11 protein-coding genes and 1 pseudogene are annotated in these 14,217 nt (G+C 68.8%); 5 read left to right on the top strand and 7 right to left on the bottom strand.

Annotated elements, in window-relative coordinates; all coding sequences use genetic code 11:
* Positions 1 to 1,854, bottom strand: coding sequence for a glycoside hydrolase family 35 protein (locus GV015_RS00590; RefSeq protein WP_159875841.1), 1,854 nt, complete (start codon positions 1,852 to 1,854; stop codon positions 1 to 3).
* 197 nt (positions 1,855 to 2,051) lie between these two features.
* Between GV015_RS00590 and GV015_RS00585 the strand changes: the two genes are divergently transcribed.
* Complete coding sequence (locus tag GV015_RS00585; protein ID WP_159875839.1) at positions 2,052 to 3,137, top strand: peptidylprolyl isomerase; 1,086 nt, start codon at positions 2,052 to 2,054, stop codon at positions 3,135 to 3,137.
* Positions 3,137 to 6,295 carry a discoidin domain-containing protein gene (locus GV015_RS00580; protein WP_159875837.1) on the top strand — a complete coding sequence of 1,053 codons (3,159 nt, stop codon included), beginning with the start codon at positions 3,137 to 3,139 and terminating at the stop codon, positions 6,293 to 6,295. Before GV015_RS00585 ends, GV015_RS00580 begins: the two co-directional genes overlap by 1 nt.
* Before the next feature lie 175 nt (positions 6,296 to 6,470).
* Here the strand turns inward: GV015_RS00580 and GV015_RS00575 are convergent.
* From GV015_RS00575 to GV015_RS00565, 3 genes and pseudogenes are all read right to left on the bottom strand, one after another.
* Positions 6,471 to 6,583 (bottom strand): annotated as a pseudogene (locus GV015_RS00575) (uracil phosphoribosyltransferase); the annotation flags it as partial.
* A 506-nt stretch (positions 6,584 to 7,089) separates the two neighbouring features.
* A complete protein-coding gene (locus GV015_RS00570; protein ID WP_159875835.1) occupies positions 7,090 to 7,656 on the bottom strand; it encodes a hypothetical protein in 567 nt (188 codons plus the stop codon).
* Between the two features lie 227 nt (positions 7,657 to 7,883).
* Positions 7,884 to 8,474, bottom strand: a complete 591-nt coding sequence (locus GV015_RS00565) for a TetR/AcrR family transcriptional regulator (protein WP_159875833.1) — start codon at positions 8,472 to 8,474, stop codon at positions 7,884 to 7,886.
* An 83-nt stretch (positions 8,475 to 8,557) separates the two neighbouring features.
* Between GV015_RS00565 and GV015_RS00560 the strand changes: the two genes are divergently transcribed.
* From GV015_RS00560 to GV015_RS00550, 3 genes are all read left to right on the top strand, one after another.
* A complete protein-coding gene (locus GV015_RS00560) occupies positions 8,558 to 9,274 on the top strand; it encodes a TetR/AcrR family transcriptional regulator (RefSeq protein WP_159875831.1) in 717 nt (238 codons plus the stop codon).
* Between the two features lie 32 nt (positions 9,275 to 9,306).
* Positions 9,307 to 10,971, top strand: a complete 1,665-nt coding sequence (locus GV015_RS00555) for an MDR family MFS transporter (protein WP_124770019.1) — start codon at positions 9,307 to 9,309, stop codon at positions 10,969 to 10,971.
* Positions 10,972 to 11,125: 154 nt separating this feature from the next.
* Entirely contained in the window at positions 11,126 to 11,920 is a 795-nt protein-coding gene (locus tag GV015_RS00550; protein WP_124767452.1) for an SDR family NAD(P)-dependent oxidoreductase, read from the top strand.
* Positions 11,921 to 11,937: 17 nt separating this feature from the next.
* Here GV015_RS00550 and GV015_RS00545 read toward each other — a convergent pair whose 3' ends face one another.
* From GV015_RS00545 to GV015_RS00535, 3 genes are read right to left on the bottom strand one after another with little or no spacing between them, the layout of a single operon-like run.
* Complete coding sequence (locus GV015_RS00545; protein WP_159875829.1) at positions 11,938 to 12,501, bottom strand: SRPBCC family protein; 564 nt, start codon at positions 12,499 to 12,501, stop codon at positions 11,938 to 11,940.
* A complete protein-coding gene (locus GV015_RS00540; RefSeq protein ID WP_159875827.1) occupies positions 12,498 to 12,977 on the bottom strand; it encodes a hypothetical protein in 480 nt (159 codons plus the stop codon). Before GV015_RS00540 ends, GV015_RS00545 begins: the two co-directional genes overlap by 4 nt.
* Positions 12,974 to 14,209 (bottom strand): serine/threonine-protein kinase, encoded by a 1,236-nt coding sequence (locus GV015_RS00535; RefSeq protein ID WP_159875825.1) that lies wholly within the window; start codon positions 14,207 to 14,209, stop codon positions 12,974 to 12,976. The genes GV015_RS00540 and GV015_RS00535 overlap by 4 nt, the downstream gene beginning before the upstream one ends.
* Positions 14,210 to 14,217 lie beyond the last annotated feature (8 nt).

Raw genomic sequence — 14,217 nt, 5'->3', positions numbered from 1 at the left:
TCAGAACTCCTCGACGTACTCCTCGGTCGGTCCGAGTTCCGGGCGGTCGACGAACTCGACGGTCGACCCGGCCTCGTGGAGCTCGAGGACGACGATACGGTTCGTGCCCGCCCGCAGGAGGGGCCCCGGCACGTAGAGCGTCTGCTGCGGGCCGATGTTCCAGTAGCGACCGAGGAGCGCCCCGTTGACCCAGACGAAGCCCTTCGTGGAGCCGGGCAGTCGGAGGTGCGTGTCGAGCGGCTCGTCGACGACGAAGGTCGCGCTCGACAGGCAGCCCCCACCGCTCGCGGCGGTCGTCGGGTCGCCGGTCCGGTCGACGACCGCTCGGAGATGGAGCGGGTCCAGCTGGTCGAGGGCCACCGGTCGCGCCCGCCAGCCGTGCACGAGCCGGCGTTCGACGAGGACGGGCCCCAGCAGGCCCTTTTCTGCGCCCAGCTGCGGACCGTAGTTCACGCGGCCGAGGTTCTCGACGACCACGGTCAGCTTCGACACTAGGCCGGAACCGGTCACGGTGACCGTGCCCGAGCCGGTGATCGTGGCCTGGAACGCCCCGTCGAGGAAGACGAGGGCGCGGTCTGCGACGCCGTCGAACACGAGGTCGACCGGTCGATCGGGGAGCAGGACGTCCGCCTCGTAGACGACGAGACCGCCGTCGACGCCGAGGTCCTCGAACGACCGCGGCGCCGACGACCGCGGACTCACGGGGTCGCCGAGCTCGGCGAGTGCGTCCAGGAGCCCGACGCCGCGCTGGAGGGGCACGCTGCCCTCCGGCAAGAACCGCACCTCGGGGGACCGCAGCGGCTCGTCTCCGACGCCGAGGACCTCCCGCAGGGCGAAGAACTTGTCCGTGAACCGGCCGTCCTCGGCGATCGGCGCGTCGGAGTCGTAGCTCGTGATGGTCGGGCGCAGTTCGCCCTCGACGATGTTGGCTCCGGACCAGAGCCCGAAGTTCGTGCCGCCGTGCGCCATGTAGATGCTGATGCTCCCGCCGTCGGCCAGGATGTCGCGGGCCACCGCTGCGGCGTTCCGCGCGTCCCGCACGTGGTGCGGCTGCCCCCAGTGGTCGAACCACCCGTTCCAGAACTCGGCGACGAAGAACGGCTCGTCCGGGCGCCGACTCCGCAGGAGGGCGCGCGCCTCGTCCGGCTTCGAGCCGAGGGTCGCAGCCATCATGATCCCGGGGATGGAACCGCCGTCGATCATCACGTCGGTGGGCCCGTCCGCGGTGTACAGCAGCTCCTGCACGCCGAGGCGACGCAGCAGCGCGGCGAGCCACCCGGGGTGCTGTGCGTCGTCGCCGTAGCTGCCGTACTCGTTCTCCACCTGCACGGCGACGACCGGGCCGCCGTGGATCGCCTGGTACGGCGTGAGCCGGGGGATGAGCTCCTCGAACCACGTCTCGACCGGCCGCTGGTACCCGGGGTCCGAGCTGCGGAGCGCGATGTCGCGGGCGGTGAGCCAAGCGGGGAGGCCCCCGTTCGACCACTCCGCGCAGATGTACGGGCCGGGTCGCAGCAGGACGTCGAGCCCCAGGTCGGCGGCCGTCTCCATGAACCGGCCGACGTCACGCCAACCGGAGAAGCTCGGTGCAGCGTCCGCGCGTGGCTGATGGAAGTTCCACGGGATGTAGGTGTCGATCGAGTTGAGCCCGAGGTCGACGAAGCGCAGCATCCGATCGCGCCACTGCTCCGGCACGACGCGGAAGTAGTGCAGCGATCCGGACCGCACGGAGTGCGGCGCCCCATCGCGGAGCAGCCGGCCGTCCCGCCAGTGCAGTGCGGCCGGAGCCTGCCCCACGGCGTCGTCGATCACGAACGGAACGGCGGGACCGACGGTGTCGGCGAACTTCGTCATGGTGCGGTCGTCTCCTCGGATCGGCGTGCAGACTTCCACTATGAGCCATGCATGTTATGGATGCCAACCCTCTAATTGGCTCATTTCAGCCGATTTGTAACGCTTTCGAGTCAGCGATTGTTATCCGTAGCATTTTCTGCCAGCATGACTGCCAAGCACCGCCGACCCCGCTCCACTCCCACGGAAAGGCCGCACCGATGACCAGCACCGACGCTCCCGCCCACGGCCTCCGTGGTGCGATCTCACGAGGTCGGCGCCGCTCGCTGCTGCTCGCCGCCGGAGCCCTGGTGCTCACGGGAACGGTCGTCGTCGGTGTCGCCGTCAGCGGAGCGGGCGCGGCACCCGCCGAGCTGGGGACCATCGACGGAGCCCCGGTCACCCGCGACGAGCTGCTCTTCCACATGGAGCGCGTCCGACCCGCCATCGAGAACGAGGTCCTCGTCGAGACCGGATCCGGTTCCGTCGACTGGGAAGCGCCGCTCGGCGACACGACCGCCATCGACCGACTCCGGACGGCGGCCCTCGACGAGCTCGCGGCCGACCGCGTGGTGCTCGACCTCGGGCACGAGCGCGGACTCGTCCCGTTCTCGGACTTCGCCGGATTCGAACAGGCCCTCGCCGACACCAACACCGCTCGCGCGGCGCAGCTCGACGAAGGCGAGGTCGTCTACGGACTCACCTCCTTCCGCGCACAGGAGTTCTACGGCCGGTCGATCGCCGATCTCCGCACCAGGCTCGTCTCTGCGCTGAGCTCGGGCTCGGACCCGGTCATCGACGTCTCCGACGAGGAGGTCCGGGGCGCCTTCGACGCGCACGCCGAGGACTGGACCCTGAACGCCGCCACCTACCAGCTCACCCGGATCGCGGTGCCCCTCGCCTCGACCACCGCCGAGCAGTTCGCGGCACGACTTGCCGCGGAGGGCGTCGACGCCGTCTCAGGCACCGACCCGGGCACCACCGTCTCCGCGTCCACCCTCGACGGCGCGACCGGTCTCCTCGACGGCGGCTCCCGCACACCGGACCCACGCCTCGTCGCCGAGGTCGCGACCCTGCCTGCCGGCGCGCTCAGCTCGCCCGTGGTGGAGCTGGGTGAGCACGTCGTCTACCGCGTGGACGCCGTCACCGTCGACCGGGACGCCGCCTTCACCGCCTACGCCGGCCGCATCCGAGCCCAGCTCGAGAACGCCGCCCTCGCCGCGCTCATCGCCGAACGCGTCGCGGCTCAAGACCGCCAGATGAACAGCAACGCCCTGCACCAACTCACGATGGAGGACACGCACTGATGAACACCGCCACCCCCGCGGCGATCCCGGAACCCCGACGCAGACGTCGGAACCGGTCCGCCCACCACCCCGCCCTCCGAGGACTCGCCGTCCTCGGGCTCACCGCCCTCTTCGCCACGGCCTTCGCTCCGGCGGCGTCCGCGGCACCGACCACCCCGGAGACCGCCGTCCAGGCGGCTGCCGCTCCGACAGGCTGGGCCGGTGACACCCCGAACACGACGGGTGGCACGGACTACTTCGTCGACGCCACCGCCGGGGACGACGCGGCCACCGGCACGTCGGCTGCCACCGCCTGGAAGAGCTTCACCCCGGTCAACGCGAAGACCTTCGCGCCGGGCGACCGCGTCCTCCTGAAGGCCGGCGAGACCTGGTCGAACACCTCCCTGTGGCCGAAGGGCTCCGGCACCGAGACCGCGCCCATCGTGATCGACGCGTACGGTGACGCCGGTGCGCGCCGTCCCTACATCGCGACGAACGGACAGGTCCCCAGCCCCTTCACGAGTCCCGGTGTCAAGAACCCCGAGACCGTCGGACTGACCGGCGCAGTGATCCTCCGCAACCAGCAGTACGTCCACATCGCGAACCTCGAGGTGTCGAACGACGACGACTTCGCCACCGACATCACCACGGGCAGCTACGTCCGCGACGGCATCTCCGTCTCGATCAACGCCGACAAGCTCGAGGCCGGCGCCGATTCGATCATGCGCGGGATCTCGATCTCGAACGTCTTCGCCCACGACATCGACGGCCCGAGCTCCTGGCAGAAGATCCACTACGCCGGGGTCAACTTCCAGGTGTTCGGTTCGCAGCAGTACACGGCGTACCCGACAGGTGGCCACCACTTCGAGGACATCAGCATCCAGGACAACACCTTCGAGAAGGTCGAGCTGCACGCGGTGCAGTTCGCGTTCAACTGGTTCGGCGACCAACAGGGGCAGACGGACGCCTCCGGCAAGTACCACGAGGGTTGGGAACAGCTCTGGGTCCGCGACCGCGACCTCTACAGCCGCGACGTGACGATCAGCCACAACTACGCCGAGAGCACCGGCCAGGGTCCGTTCCAGTTCGCGAACACCCAGCGTCTGACCGCCGAGTACAACGAGGCGAACGGCTGGCTCGAGCGCTACAACCAGGTCTCCGCCGGTCTCTACCTGTGGGCCGGTGCCGACAGCGTGATGCGCTTCAACGAGATCTACGGCGGCCCCGCCAACGAGTACGACGCCACCCCGTGGGACCTCGAGTTCACCAACTTCAACGTCGTCTACGAGCACAACTACTCGCATGACAACCAGGGCGGCTGGATGTCTTACATGGGCAACAGCTCCAACTCGATCGCCCGCTACAACCTGAGCGTCAACGACAACGGCGTGATCTTCAAGAACATGCTGTCGTCGAACTACTCGCCCACCTACATCCTCAACAACGTGTTCGTCTACGACGGCGCGGAGCTGGAGAGCTTCCACGACGAGGTGTTGAAGGACCGCGTCTACTTCGCGAACAACATCTTCTACAACACCTCGACGACCACCTCCACGAACTGGGCTCGGAAGGCCGGCGGCCTCGACAAGGGCGTGTTCTCGAACAACGCCTACTTCGAGGCGAGCGGCACGCAGTCGGCCAACCAGCCGGTGGACAAGCGTGCCGTCATCGGCGACCCGCAGTTCGTCGGGAACCCTGCCGACTACGCCAAGGACGCCGGCGTCGACGCCATCCGCGACTCCGCGTCCCTGTTCAAGCTGCAAGACACCTCGCCGCTGATCGATGCCGGTCGGTACAACGAGCGCATCGGCTCGGACGACTTCTTCGGCACCGAGCTCTACTACGGTGACGGCGTCGACATCGGGCTGTACGAGGCCGCGGTCGGGACGAAGGTCGAGAACCCGGTCGACACCGACCCGATCGAGAACGAGGGCGTGGACACGCGCGTCGACCTCGCCAAGGGCAAGCCGATCGTCGCCAGCAGCACGCACCCGCACAACGACTTCGAGTTCAACGCGGGCAAGCTCGTCGACGGCGATCCGGCGACGCGCTGGGCCGGTGCAGACGACGCCACCTATCCGCTGACGATCGACATCGACTTCGGTGCCGACACGACCTTCGACGAGGTCGACCTCTCGGAGTTCACCGACTCGGGCACCGATCCTCGCGTCAACGCCTTCTCCCTGCAGCGATGGGACGCGGCGGCCGGGGCCTGGGTGACGTTCTCCTCCCAGACCGGGATCGGCGCGAGCAAGGTCGTGAAGGACTTCGAGTCCGTCACCAGCTCCAAGCTCCGGGTGTCACTCGAGAGTCTCCTGCCAGGCCAGATCTACGCGCCGACCCTGACCACCATCAGCGTCTTCAACAGTGCGGTCGCCGCAACCGACCCCACGGTGACCCCGACGGCAGCGGTCATGGACAAGAACGCCGCGATGGCGGAGGACCCCGACAACCTGCCGACGTTCACGGTCGACCTCGACGGAGACACGCTCACCGGTCTCCGGTACGTCCAGCCCTCCGGCGCGATCGTCGGCAGCCTCGACAGTGCCGACTATGCCCGCACCGACACCGCGGACGGCGCGACGATCACCCTCACGAACGCGTTCGCCGCCGACAAGGAGCTCGGTACCTCCGGGGTCGTCTTCGAGTTCGGCTCGAACGCGACCAAGCGGGTCACGGTCGAGATCGTCGACACGACCGAACTCGCGGCGTCGATCGGCACGGCGAAGGCCCTCCTCGCCCCGACGGCGGCCGCGGCTCAGTCGGCGCGCGCCGCTGCTCCGGCGGCGGACGGTGCCGAGACGTTGACCGCGGCGGTCGCCTCGGCCGAGGCGGTCCTGGCCCTCGTCAACCGCGACACCGTCGCGACCGGCAACACCGCCGTGACGAACGCCGACGTGCAAGCTGCGGTCGTCGCGCTGAACGCCGCGATCGAGGCCTTCGAGCCCGGTGGCGGCACCCCGGTCACGCCGGGTGGACCGGGTACGCCCGGCACGCCCAGCGCAGGAAGCCCCGGTACCGGTGGATCTGGCGCCACCGGTACCGGTTCCAACGGCGGTTCGCTTGCGAGCACCGGAGTCGACGGCCTCGTGCCGGCAGCCGCAGGGATCCTCCTCCTGCTGGCCGGAGCAGCAGCACTCACCCTGCGGGCCCGTCGCGCATCGGCCATGAACCGATGACGGACCCCAGCACCCTCGCCCACCCCCGCACCACAGCACGGTGGGCGCGTTGGTCGTCATAGTCCGCAATACAACAGGAATCCCCCGGATCCTGTCAAGTGCGAGCGGAAGATGACGTTCTGTTACTCGGGGATTGTCAGCTGGCGGCACAACTGAGATGAGGCGGGAGCAGGGGTCAGACGACGCCGTAGAGGCGGTCGCCGGCGTCGCCGAGCCCGGGGACGATGTACCCGTTCTCGTCGAGCTTCTCGTCGAGGGCGCCCAGGACGATGGTGACGTCCTTGCCGGNCGAGTGTGGCCGGAAGCAGCTGCGATGACGTTGGTGTGGAGCCCGCGGACACCCCAGGCGGCGGGCTCGGTCGTGACGGTGGGGGCGGCGGGGGCGAAGCTGGCGACGTCGCGGATCGTGACGGGGGCCGCCGGTGCTGCTTCGAGGTCGGTGCCGAGGTCGCCGGGGGTGAAGGTGTAACACTCGTCCGGCCGCATGAGGCTGCAGACCGTCCGCTCACCGTTGGGCCCGTCGGTCACCCCGGGTGGCAACTCGGCCGAGCCGCCGCCGCCGCCGCCGCCGCCACCGCCGCCGCCTCCGCCTCCGCCTGTCCCGCCGCCGGAACCACCGCCTCCACCCGAACCAGGCCGCTCGACGCTGCCCCCGATGTCGACCGAGCCGTTGCCAGCGCATCCCCAGATCGCATCCGCGGACCCGCAACTCGCGGCCCTCGCCGGTCCAGGAGCGGCCATTGTGATCGTCACTCCCGCGACGAGAGCCATGGCGAGCATTGCAATTGCCGTCTTCACACGCATGATGAAGCACCTTCTTCCGCATCCTTCGACGTGATGAGGAAGCGGCCGGAGCTTGCCGGGTCAACGCCGAGGGATATCTCGAATCCGATGGCGGGCAGGCGGGCAGGTTGCGGTTGGGGTTGACCGTTCGCATCCAAGATCTCGACGGATCCGATGATCTCGCATGCGAACGCTCGAGCGACGACTCCGACTGAGTCGGGCGAGTTGTAGAACTCGCGAATCTGGACACCGGACAGAGTTATATCTCCTCGGGTGCTGTAGCCGCCATCGCGCATTCGGGAGTAGGCCTCGTATTCGATCGCCGCAACGTCGGCGGACGCGATCACGTCGATGCGCTCCGGATTGACGCCTCCCTCATGGAGGATCGTGTTCGAGATGTCGAGGAACTGCTGATAGCTCTCTGTCACCGCTGCAAGAGCCTCCTGCTCGTTCCCGAAGACCGGAGGCGTGCTCGTCGGTGGCGGGGCTGGTGCCGGGCCGGTGCAGGCCACAAGGCCCAGGAGTCCTGACACGATCGCCAGCGTGGAAACGGTTCGAGGCATCGAGGTCTTTGGCATCCCTCGACGCTAAGCGCACCCAGACTCCCGCCCAGGGTTATCCACAGAGCAGATATGCCTACACGGACATACGTCGCACAACTGGCCCGTGTGCCAGCGCGGTGCGCTGGCGTGAGCGCACCCCGGAGGACGTGAGCGCGGGGCTCCGGAGGGGCGCGCTCACGTCGGTGACCCGCGCTCGCGTCAGCGCACAGCGCTGGCGTCAGGCCCAGGCCCAGGCGCCGAGGTCAGGCGCGGCCGAGCCACCAGGCGGGGGAGGCCGCGATGACGGTGCGGGCCGCCGCGTCGATGTCGTCGAGGTCGCCGGACCGGAGCCACTCCTCGATCGCCGCGACGGTGCCGGCACCGGCGTAGGCCACGAGCATCCGCACGTGTCGCTCGGGCGTGATGCCGTCCTCGCGGGGTGGGGCGATGTGCGGGTGTCGGACGAGGTGGTGCGCGAGCGCCTGCTCGATCCGCTCGGTGAGCGCGTCACGCAGGGGTCCGATGAGCCGGGGGTGCATGGCGTTGCGGTAGATCGTCGCGTGCTCGGCGACGTGACGCAGGAGGTCGCGTTCGGACTCGTCGAAGACGCTGAGCGTCGAGTCGCTGTGCGCCGGCAGATCGGCGTGCGCCTGGAGCGTCTCATCCAGTTCCTCGCCGAGCACGTCGGCGAGCAGGTGGACGGGCGTCGCGGCGTGACGGTAGAAGGTGTCGCGGGTGATCCCCGCCACCCGGGACACCTCCGCCACGGTCACCTGATCGATGCGCTTCGCCGCCGCGAGGGTGTGGATCGCGTCGCGGAGGGCACTGCGGGTTCGCGCCTGACGAGGGTCCATGCGTTCACTCTAGTGATGCCCGACCGGGCGGCTCGTGCCGTAAGTTGCACCCCGGCTCGGAGAGTGCAATACTGCACTTCGTGATGCAGAGTGCAACTTCGACGAATCGACTGTCCGACCGGATGGCCGCCACCGCCGCGCGCCTGACCACCGTGTCACGTCGGCTCACGGCCGCCCAAGGCCTCAACGGCTTCACGATCGAGGAACTCTGCGAGGAGGTCGGCGTCTCGCGTCGCACCTTCTTCAACTACTTCCCGAGCAAGGAGGACGCCGTCCTCGGCATCGACGAGACCGAGGAGACCGAGCGGTTCGCCACCGAGTTCCTCGCCCTCGGCTCGCGGGGGTGGCGCGCCGTGCTCGACGACTTCATGCTCATCGCGGCCGGCCATGCGGAGCGGTCCGGGTTCGGTCTGGCCGAGCACGTCGACTTCCACGCCGCCCTCGAGCGCGAACCGAAGTTGCTGGTCCGGTTCATGGGCCTCAACCGTGAGCGCGAGCAACTGCTCGTCGAGCTCATCGCCGTGCGGGAAGGCGTCCCGGCAGACGACCCGCGTGCCCGCGCCTGCGCGGACCTCTTCGGGATGGCGATCAAGACGACGATGGCGCGTGTCTTCGGCAGCGGCGTCGCCGACATCGGCCAGGGCGGGGAGTTCGACATCGTCGGCTCCATCCGCGACTGCCTCGCGACGTATCGCGCCATCCTCGAGCCCGACGACCCCGAATCCGCCGACGCCGGACTCACCGCCGCCGCGCCTCAGCATCCCCACACGAACCCCACTCCCCGAAAGGACCTCCAGTGACCGCCGCCACCGCCGCACCCACCGAGGGCCCGATGCTGCTCACCAAGCGCCGCATCTGGATCATCTTCGCCGCCCTCATCGCGGGCATGCTGCTCTCCAGCCTCGACCAGACGATCGTCTCCACCGCCATGCCGACGATCGTTGGACAGCTGGGTGGCGTCGACCACCAGGTCTGGCTCACCACCGCCTACCTCCTGGCGACCACGATCGTCATGCCCGTCTACGGCAAGTTCGGTGACGTCCTCGGTCGTCGTCGCCTCTTCCTCGTCGCGATCGCCCTGTTCACGATCGCCTCCGTCGGCTGTGCGTTCGCGGGTGACTTCACGCAGCTCATCGTCTGGCGAGCCGTCCAGGGCCTCGGTGGCGGTGGCCTCATGATCCTGTCGCAGGCGATCATCGCCGACATCGTGCCCGCCTCCGAGCGCGGCAAGTACCTCGGCCCGCTCGGCGCCGTCTTCGGTCTCTCCGCCGTCGGCGGACCGCTCCTCGGTGGCTTCTTCGTCGACCACCTCACCTGGCAGTGGGCGTTCTACATCAACATCCCGGTCGGCATCGCCGCCTTCGCGATCGCGTTCTTCACGCTGAAGCTGCCGAACAAGAAGGCGACCGCGCCGATCGACCTCCTCGGCGTGATCTTCCTCTCGGCGTTCACCACCTGCCTCATCTTCTTCACCGACTTCGGTGGCGACGCTGCGCACGGTTGGGGTGCCATCGAGACCTGGATGTTCGGCATCGGCATGCTGCTCGCCGCGCTGCTCTTCGTCATCACCGAGGCGCGAGCCAAGGACCCGATCATCCCGCTGTCGCTCTTCAAGAACCCGACGTTCATCAACGCGACCGCGATCGGCCTCACGCTCGGCCTCGGCATGTTCTCGGCGATCGGCTTCGTGCCGACGTTCCTCCAGATGTCGTCCGGCACCTCGGCAGCCGCATCGGGCCTGCTCATGATCCCGATGATGGTCGGCCTCATCGGTACCTCGATCGTCTCGGGGAACCTGATCACCAGGACCGGTCGCTACCGGATGTTCCCGGTCATCGGCACGCTCGTCACCGCCGCCTCGATGGTCGCGTTCACGACGCTCACGGCGGACACCCCGATCTGGCTGATCTGCGTCTTCCTGTTCTTCTTCGGCGCCGGTCTCGGCCTGATCATGCAGGTCGTCGTGCTCGTCGCCCAGAACTCGGTGGACGCGTCGATGGTCGGAACCGCGACCAGCACGAACAACTACTTCCGCGAGGTCGGTGCGTCGCTCGGTGTCGCCGTGTTCGGCACGATCTTCACCACGCGCCTCACGGCCAACCTGAAGGACGTGTTCGCGAGTTCGGGTGCCAGCGCGGGGGACGCTTCCAATGCGGCAGCGACGATCGACCCGCAGACGCTCAGCCAGCTTCCGCCGGGCATCCGCGACGGTGTCGTGACCGCCTATGCCGACGCTCTCGCCCCGGTGTTCTGGTACCTGCTGCCGTTCATCGGCGCGGCCTTCCTGCTGTCGTTGTTCCTCAAGCAGATCCCGCTGTCCGACGTCGCCGGGCTCGTCGCCCGCGGCGAGGCGGTCGGCGGGGACGAGGCGGAGTCGCTCGAGGCTGCAGCGCGCGGCAAGGTGCCTGCTTCGACCACCGGGGCACCCGCGTTCGACCGGGCCTCGGGTGGCGACGGTGAACTGGCGGACGCTGATCGCGAGCAGTCGCCGCGGTAGGACTCGGCCGCTGCCTGACGCCGGCCCTGGGACACGTCGTCCCGGGGCCGGCGTCGTCATGCTGAGGGCTGCCTGAAACTATCTGACATGTGACTGATAGATGCGTATGCTGGGGGGTGCTCGCCAGAGCCGGTGAGCAGAACGGAGCGGCATCATGTCGAATGCATCAATCCAGGGCCGGTTCGCCGGCAAGGTCGCGATCGTCACCGGGGGCGTGTCCGGCATCGGGGCGAAGATCACCGAACGGCTGGTCGCCGAGGGCGCCTCGGTCGTCGTCGCGGACATCAATGCCGAGCTCATCGCGCGTGCCGCCGAGACCTTCGGCGATCGCGTGTGGGGTCGGCGCACCGACGTGACCGACGAGGCTGACTTCTCCGCGCTGGTCGCCGAGACCGTCGAACGCTTCGGCACGCTCGACACGCTCTTCAACGTCGCCGGTGGATCGCGCGCCGGGACGATCACCGACATCTCCTTCGAGGACTGGGACTTCACGGTCCGACTGAACCTCTACAGCGCCTTCAACGGCACTCGGCTCGCCGCCCGTCAGTTCCTCGCCGAGGGTAAGGCCGGGTCGATCGTCAACATCGCTTCGCTCAACTCGCTCGTCCCCATGCACTTCGGTGTCGGCTACACGGCGTCGAAGGCCGGCGCGGTCATGTTGACCAAGCAGGCGGCGCTCGAGCTCGGTGAGCATGGCATCCGGGTGAACGCCGTGTCGCCGGGTCTCGTCGCGACGCCGTTGACGAAGTCGCTGACCGACATCCCCGGTGTGCAGGCCGCGTACGACGAGCGCATCCCGCTCCGACGTGCCGCTGCGCCGGAGGAGATCGCCGCAGCCGCCCTGTTCCTCGCGAGCGACGACGCGTCGTACATCTCGGGCGACAATCTCGTCGTCGACGGTGCCTGGCAGACCACCGGCTATCCGGACCTGCGACCGTTCATGAGCTGATCAGGTGGGGCCGACGGCTAGCCCTTCGGGGAGACGACCTTGATGCGGGAGTGACCCGAGGGGCCGCCGGTCGACTCGATGTGGGTCTTGAACGCCTCGAGCGCCCCACGGACGACCCGTCCGGCGAGCCCGAGCGCCGCAGCGGTCCGCTCCACCGCGGACACCGGCTTCCAGTGCACCGTGACGTCCACGCGGGTCTGCTGCTTGTCGATCGCGTCGAAGGTGGCGTCGCCACTGAACCAGACGTCGCCCTCGATGGTGCGCCAGACCAGACGCTCCTCGGGGAGCTGCTCCAGGATCTCGACGAGGAACTGCCGCGAGAGCTTGCTGATCGCGACGGTCCAGCGACTGTAGACCTCGCCGGTCAGCTTCACCTCGCGCACCGCCGGCAAGAACTCCGGGTACGACTCGAAGTCGACCCACTGCTTGTAGACGGCGGCGATGGGGAGGTCGACGATGATGCTGTGTTGGACGGTCGAGACCCCGTCCTCCGCCGTACGGGTTCGCTTCGCCGTCTCTTCGTCCCCGGGCTCGAACGATCCGCCGTCGGGGGCGGAGTCGGTGCTTCCTCGTCGCTTCATTTGTCCTTCTTGTCCTTGTTCTTGCCGTTGTTGCCGTTGTTCCCGTTGTTCCCGTTGTTCCCGTTGTTCCCCTTGTTCCCGGAATCGTCCCCGCCTCCGTCGTCTTCGACCGGTGCAGCGGGTTCGGCCGGCGCGACCGAACTGGGTTCCGGGGTCGGCGTCGGGGTCTCGACCGCGGGGGAGAGGTCGGCGCGGACGAGCGCGATCGCCGCACGGATGTCCGCGGCTCGGGTCGCCGAAACGGTCCCAGCCGCCTCAGCAGCGGCCAGCTGCGCCTCGAGCGCGTCGAGAGCCGCGAGCGCACCCGCAGTGTCGCCGTCGGCGGCTGCGTTCGCGACTACGAGTACACGACTCTGCAGGTCGCGGCCGGTGCTCGCGTCGAGGTCTGCAGCGGGTCCGGCGCAGCCACTCAGCAGGGCGACGACGATCACCGGTGCTGCGAGCAGCCGGAGCCCTCGGTTCCAGGAGTTCCTCATGGCGTCACCTCCCGCAGGAGTTCATCCAGATGCGTCGACAACGGTTCGGGCAGGGTGGGCAGCGTCGGGGCGGGCGACTGTGCCTGGGACACGATGAGCCAGACGACGGCGACCGCGATCACCAGCAGCACGGCCGCGAGGATCAGCCAGCGTCGAAGGCGCCGCGGCTGGTGCGCTGCGGCCGGTCGCCGTGCGCCACCGTCGAGACGTCGCTCCGAGCGGCGAGTGCCGTCGAGCACCGCGGTCGGGCCGGTCTCGGCGCGCGCGCCTGTCATCGGCTCGAACGGCGTCGTCGAGACGAGCGGCTCGGTCGCTGCCGTCGGTGCCGGGTCGCCGGTCGTCGTCATCGCAGGTGCCGAGGTCGCTACGGTCACATCCGCCGGGTCGAGCACGGGGTCCATCGCGCGGACGGTCGTCGCGACGTCGAGGGCGGTGGGGCGTTGCGCCGGATCGGCGGCGGTCATCGCGGTGAGCAGCGACTTCCACTGGTAGCCTAGCTCGCCGGGGATCGTCGGCGACGCGTTGAGGCGTGCCATGAGCGACTCGTGCGTGGTGGTCTGTGGGTAGGCGCGGCGACCGGTCAGGGCTTCGAGGAGGACGAGTCCGAGGGCGTACACGTCGGCCGGAGGGGCCGGATCCGCTCCACGGACGAGCTCAGGACTGAGGTAGGCGACCGTGCCCATCAGTGAGCCCGGCGCGGTCATGCGGGTGCTGTCGATGAGGTAGGCGATGCCGAAGTCGGCGAGCTTCGCGCGGTACTCCTGGTGGGGCAGGATCGTCGGTCGTAGCAGCACGTTGGACGGCTTGATGTCGCGATGGACGACCCGCGCCGCGTGCACCGTGTGGAGTGCCTCCGCGAGGTCGACGGCCATCGCGGCGACCTCGGACGACGGAAGCGGCGACCGAGCGATGCGTTGGGACAGCGTCGGGCCGTCGACGTGCTCCATGACGAGGTAGGAGCCGTCACCGGCCACGACCCTGGCGTCGAACAGGGTGACGAGGGCCGGGTGGTTCAACGACGCGAGCAGACGCGTCTCCGAGGCGGTCCTGGCACCGTCGGTCGCATCGGTCGTTCCCGGGCGGAACAGCTTCACCGCCACCTTGCGCCCGAGCACCTCGTCGGTCGCCAGATGGACGGTCGCCATCCCGCCGGCACCGATCGGTCGCTCGAGTCGATACCGACCGTCCAGCAGTTCGCCGCTCTGGGACGGCGCGGTAGCGGGTTCGGTCATGGGTGGTG

The organism is Plantibacter sp. T3, assembly GCF_902506515.1.
Classification (GTDB): domain Bacteria; phylum Actinomycetota; class Actinomycetes; order Actinomycetales; family Microbacteriaceae; genus Plantibacter; species Plantibacter auratus.
This window is presented reverse-complemented; position numbering and strand designations above follow the sequence as displayed.

What these genes read in the sequence shown, in the direction of transcription:
- GV015_RS00560 (WP_159875831.1), top strand. Translation starts at nt 8,558, where the DNA reads ATGCAGAGTGCAACTTCGACGAATCGACTGTCCGACCGGATGGCCGCC.
- GV015_RS00580 (WP_159875837.1), top strand. Translation starts at nt 3,137, where the DNA reads ATGAACACCGCCACCCCCGCGGCGATCCCGGAACCCCGACGCAGACGT.
- GV015_RS00540 (WP_159875827.1), bottom strand. Translation starts at nt 12,977, where the DNA reads ATGAGGAACTCCTGGAACCGAGGGCTCCGGCTGCTCGCAGCACCGGTG.
- GV015_RS00570 (WP_159875835.1), bottom strand. Translation starts at nt 7,656, where the DNA reads ATGCCAAAGACCTCGATGCCTCGAACCGTTTCCACGCTGGCGATCGTG.
- GV015_RS00585 (WP_159875839.1), top strand. Translation starts at nt 2,052, where the DNA reads ATGACCAGCACCGACGCTCCCGCCCACGGCCTCCGTGGTGCGATCTCA.
- GV015_RS00590 (WP_159875841.1), bottom strand. Translation starts at nt 1,854, where the DNA reads ATGACGAAGTTCGCCGACACCGTCGGTCCCGCCGTTCCGTTCGTGATC.
- GV015_RS00535 (WP_159875825.1), bottom strand. Translation starts at nt 14,209, where the DNA reads ATGACCGAACCCGCTACCGCGCCGTCCCAGAGCGGCGAACTGCTGGAC.
- GV015_RS00545 (WP_159875829.1), bottom strand. Translation starts at nt 12,501, where the DNA reads ATGAAGCGACGAGGAAGCACCGACTCCGCCCCCGACGGCGGATCGTTC.
- GV015_RS00550 (WP_124767452.1), top strand. Translation starts at nt 11,126, where the DNA reads ATGTCGAATGCATCAATCCAGGGCCGGTTCGCCGGCAAGGTCGCGATC.
- GV015_RS00555 (WP_124770019.1), top strand. Translation starts at nt 9,307, where the DNA reads ATGCTGCTCACCAAGCGCCGCATCTGGATCATCTTCGCCGCCCTCATC.
- GV015_RS00565 (WP_159875833.1), bottom strand. Translation starts at nt 8,474, where the DNA reads ATGGACCCTCGTCAGGCGCGAACCCGCAGTGCCCTCCGCGACGCGATC.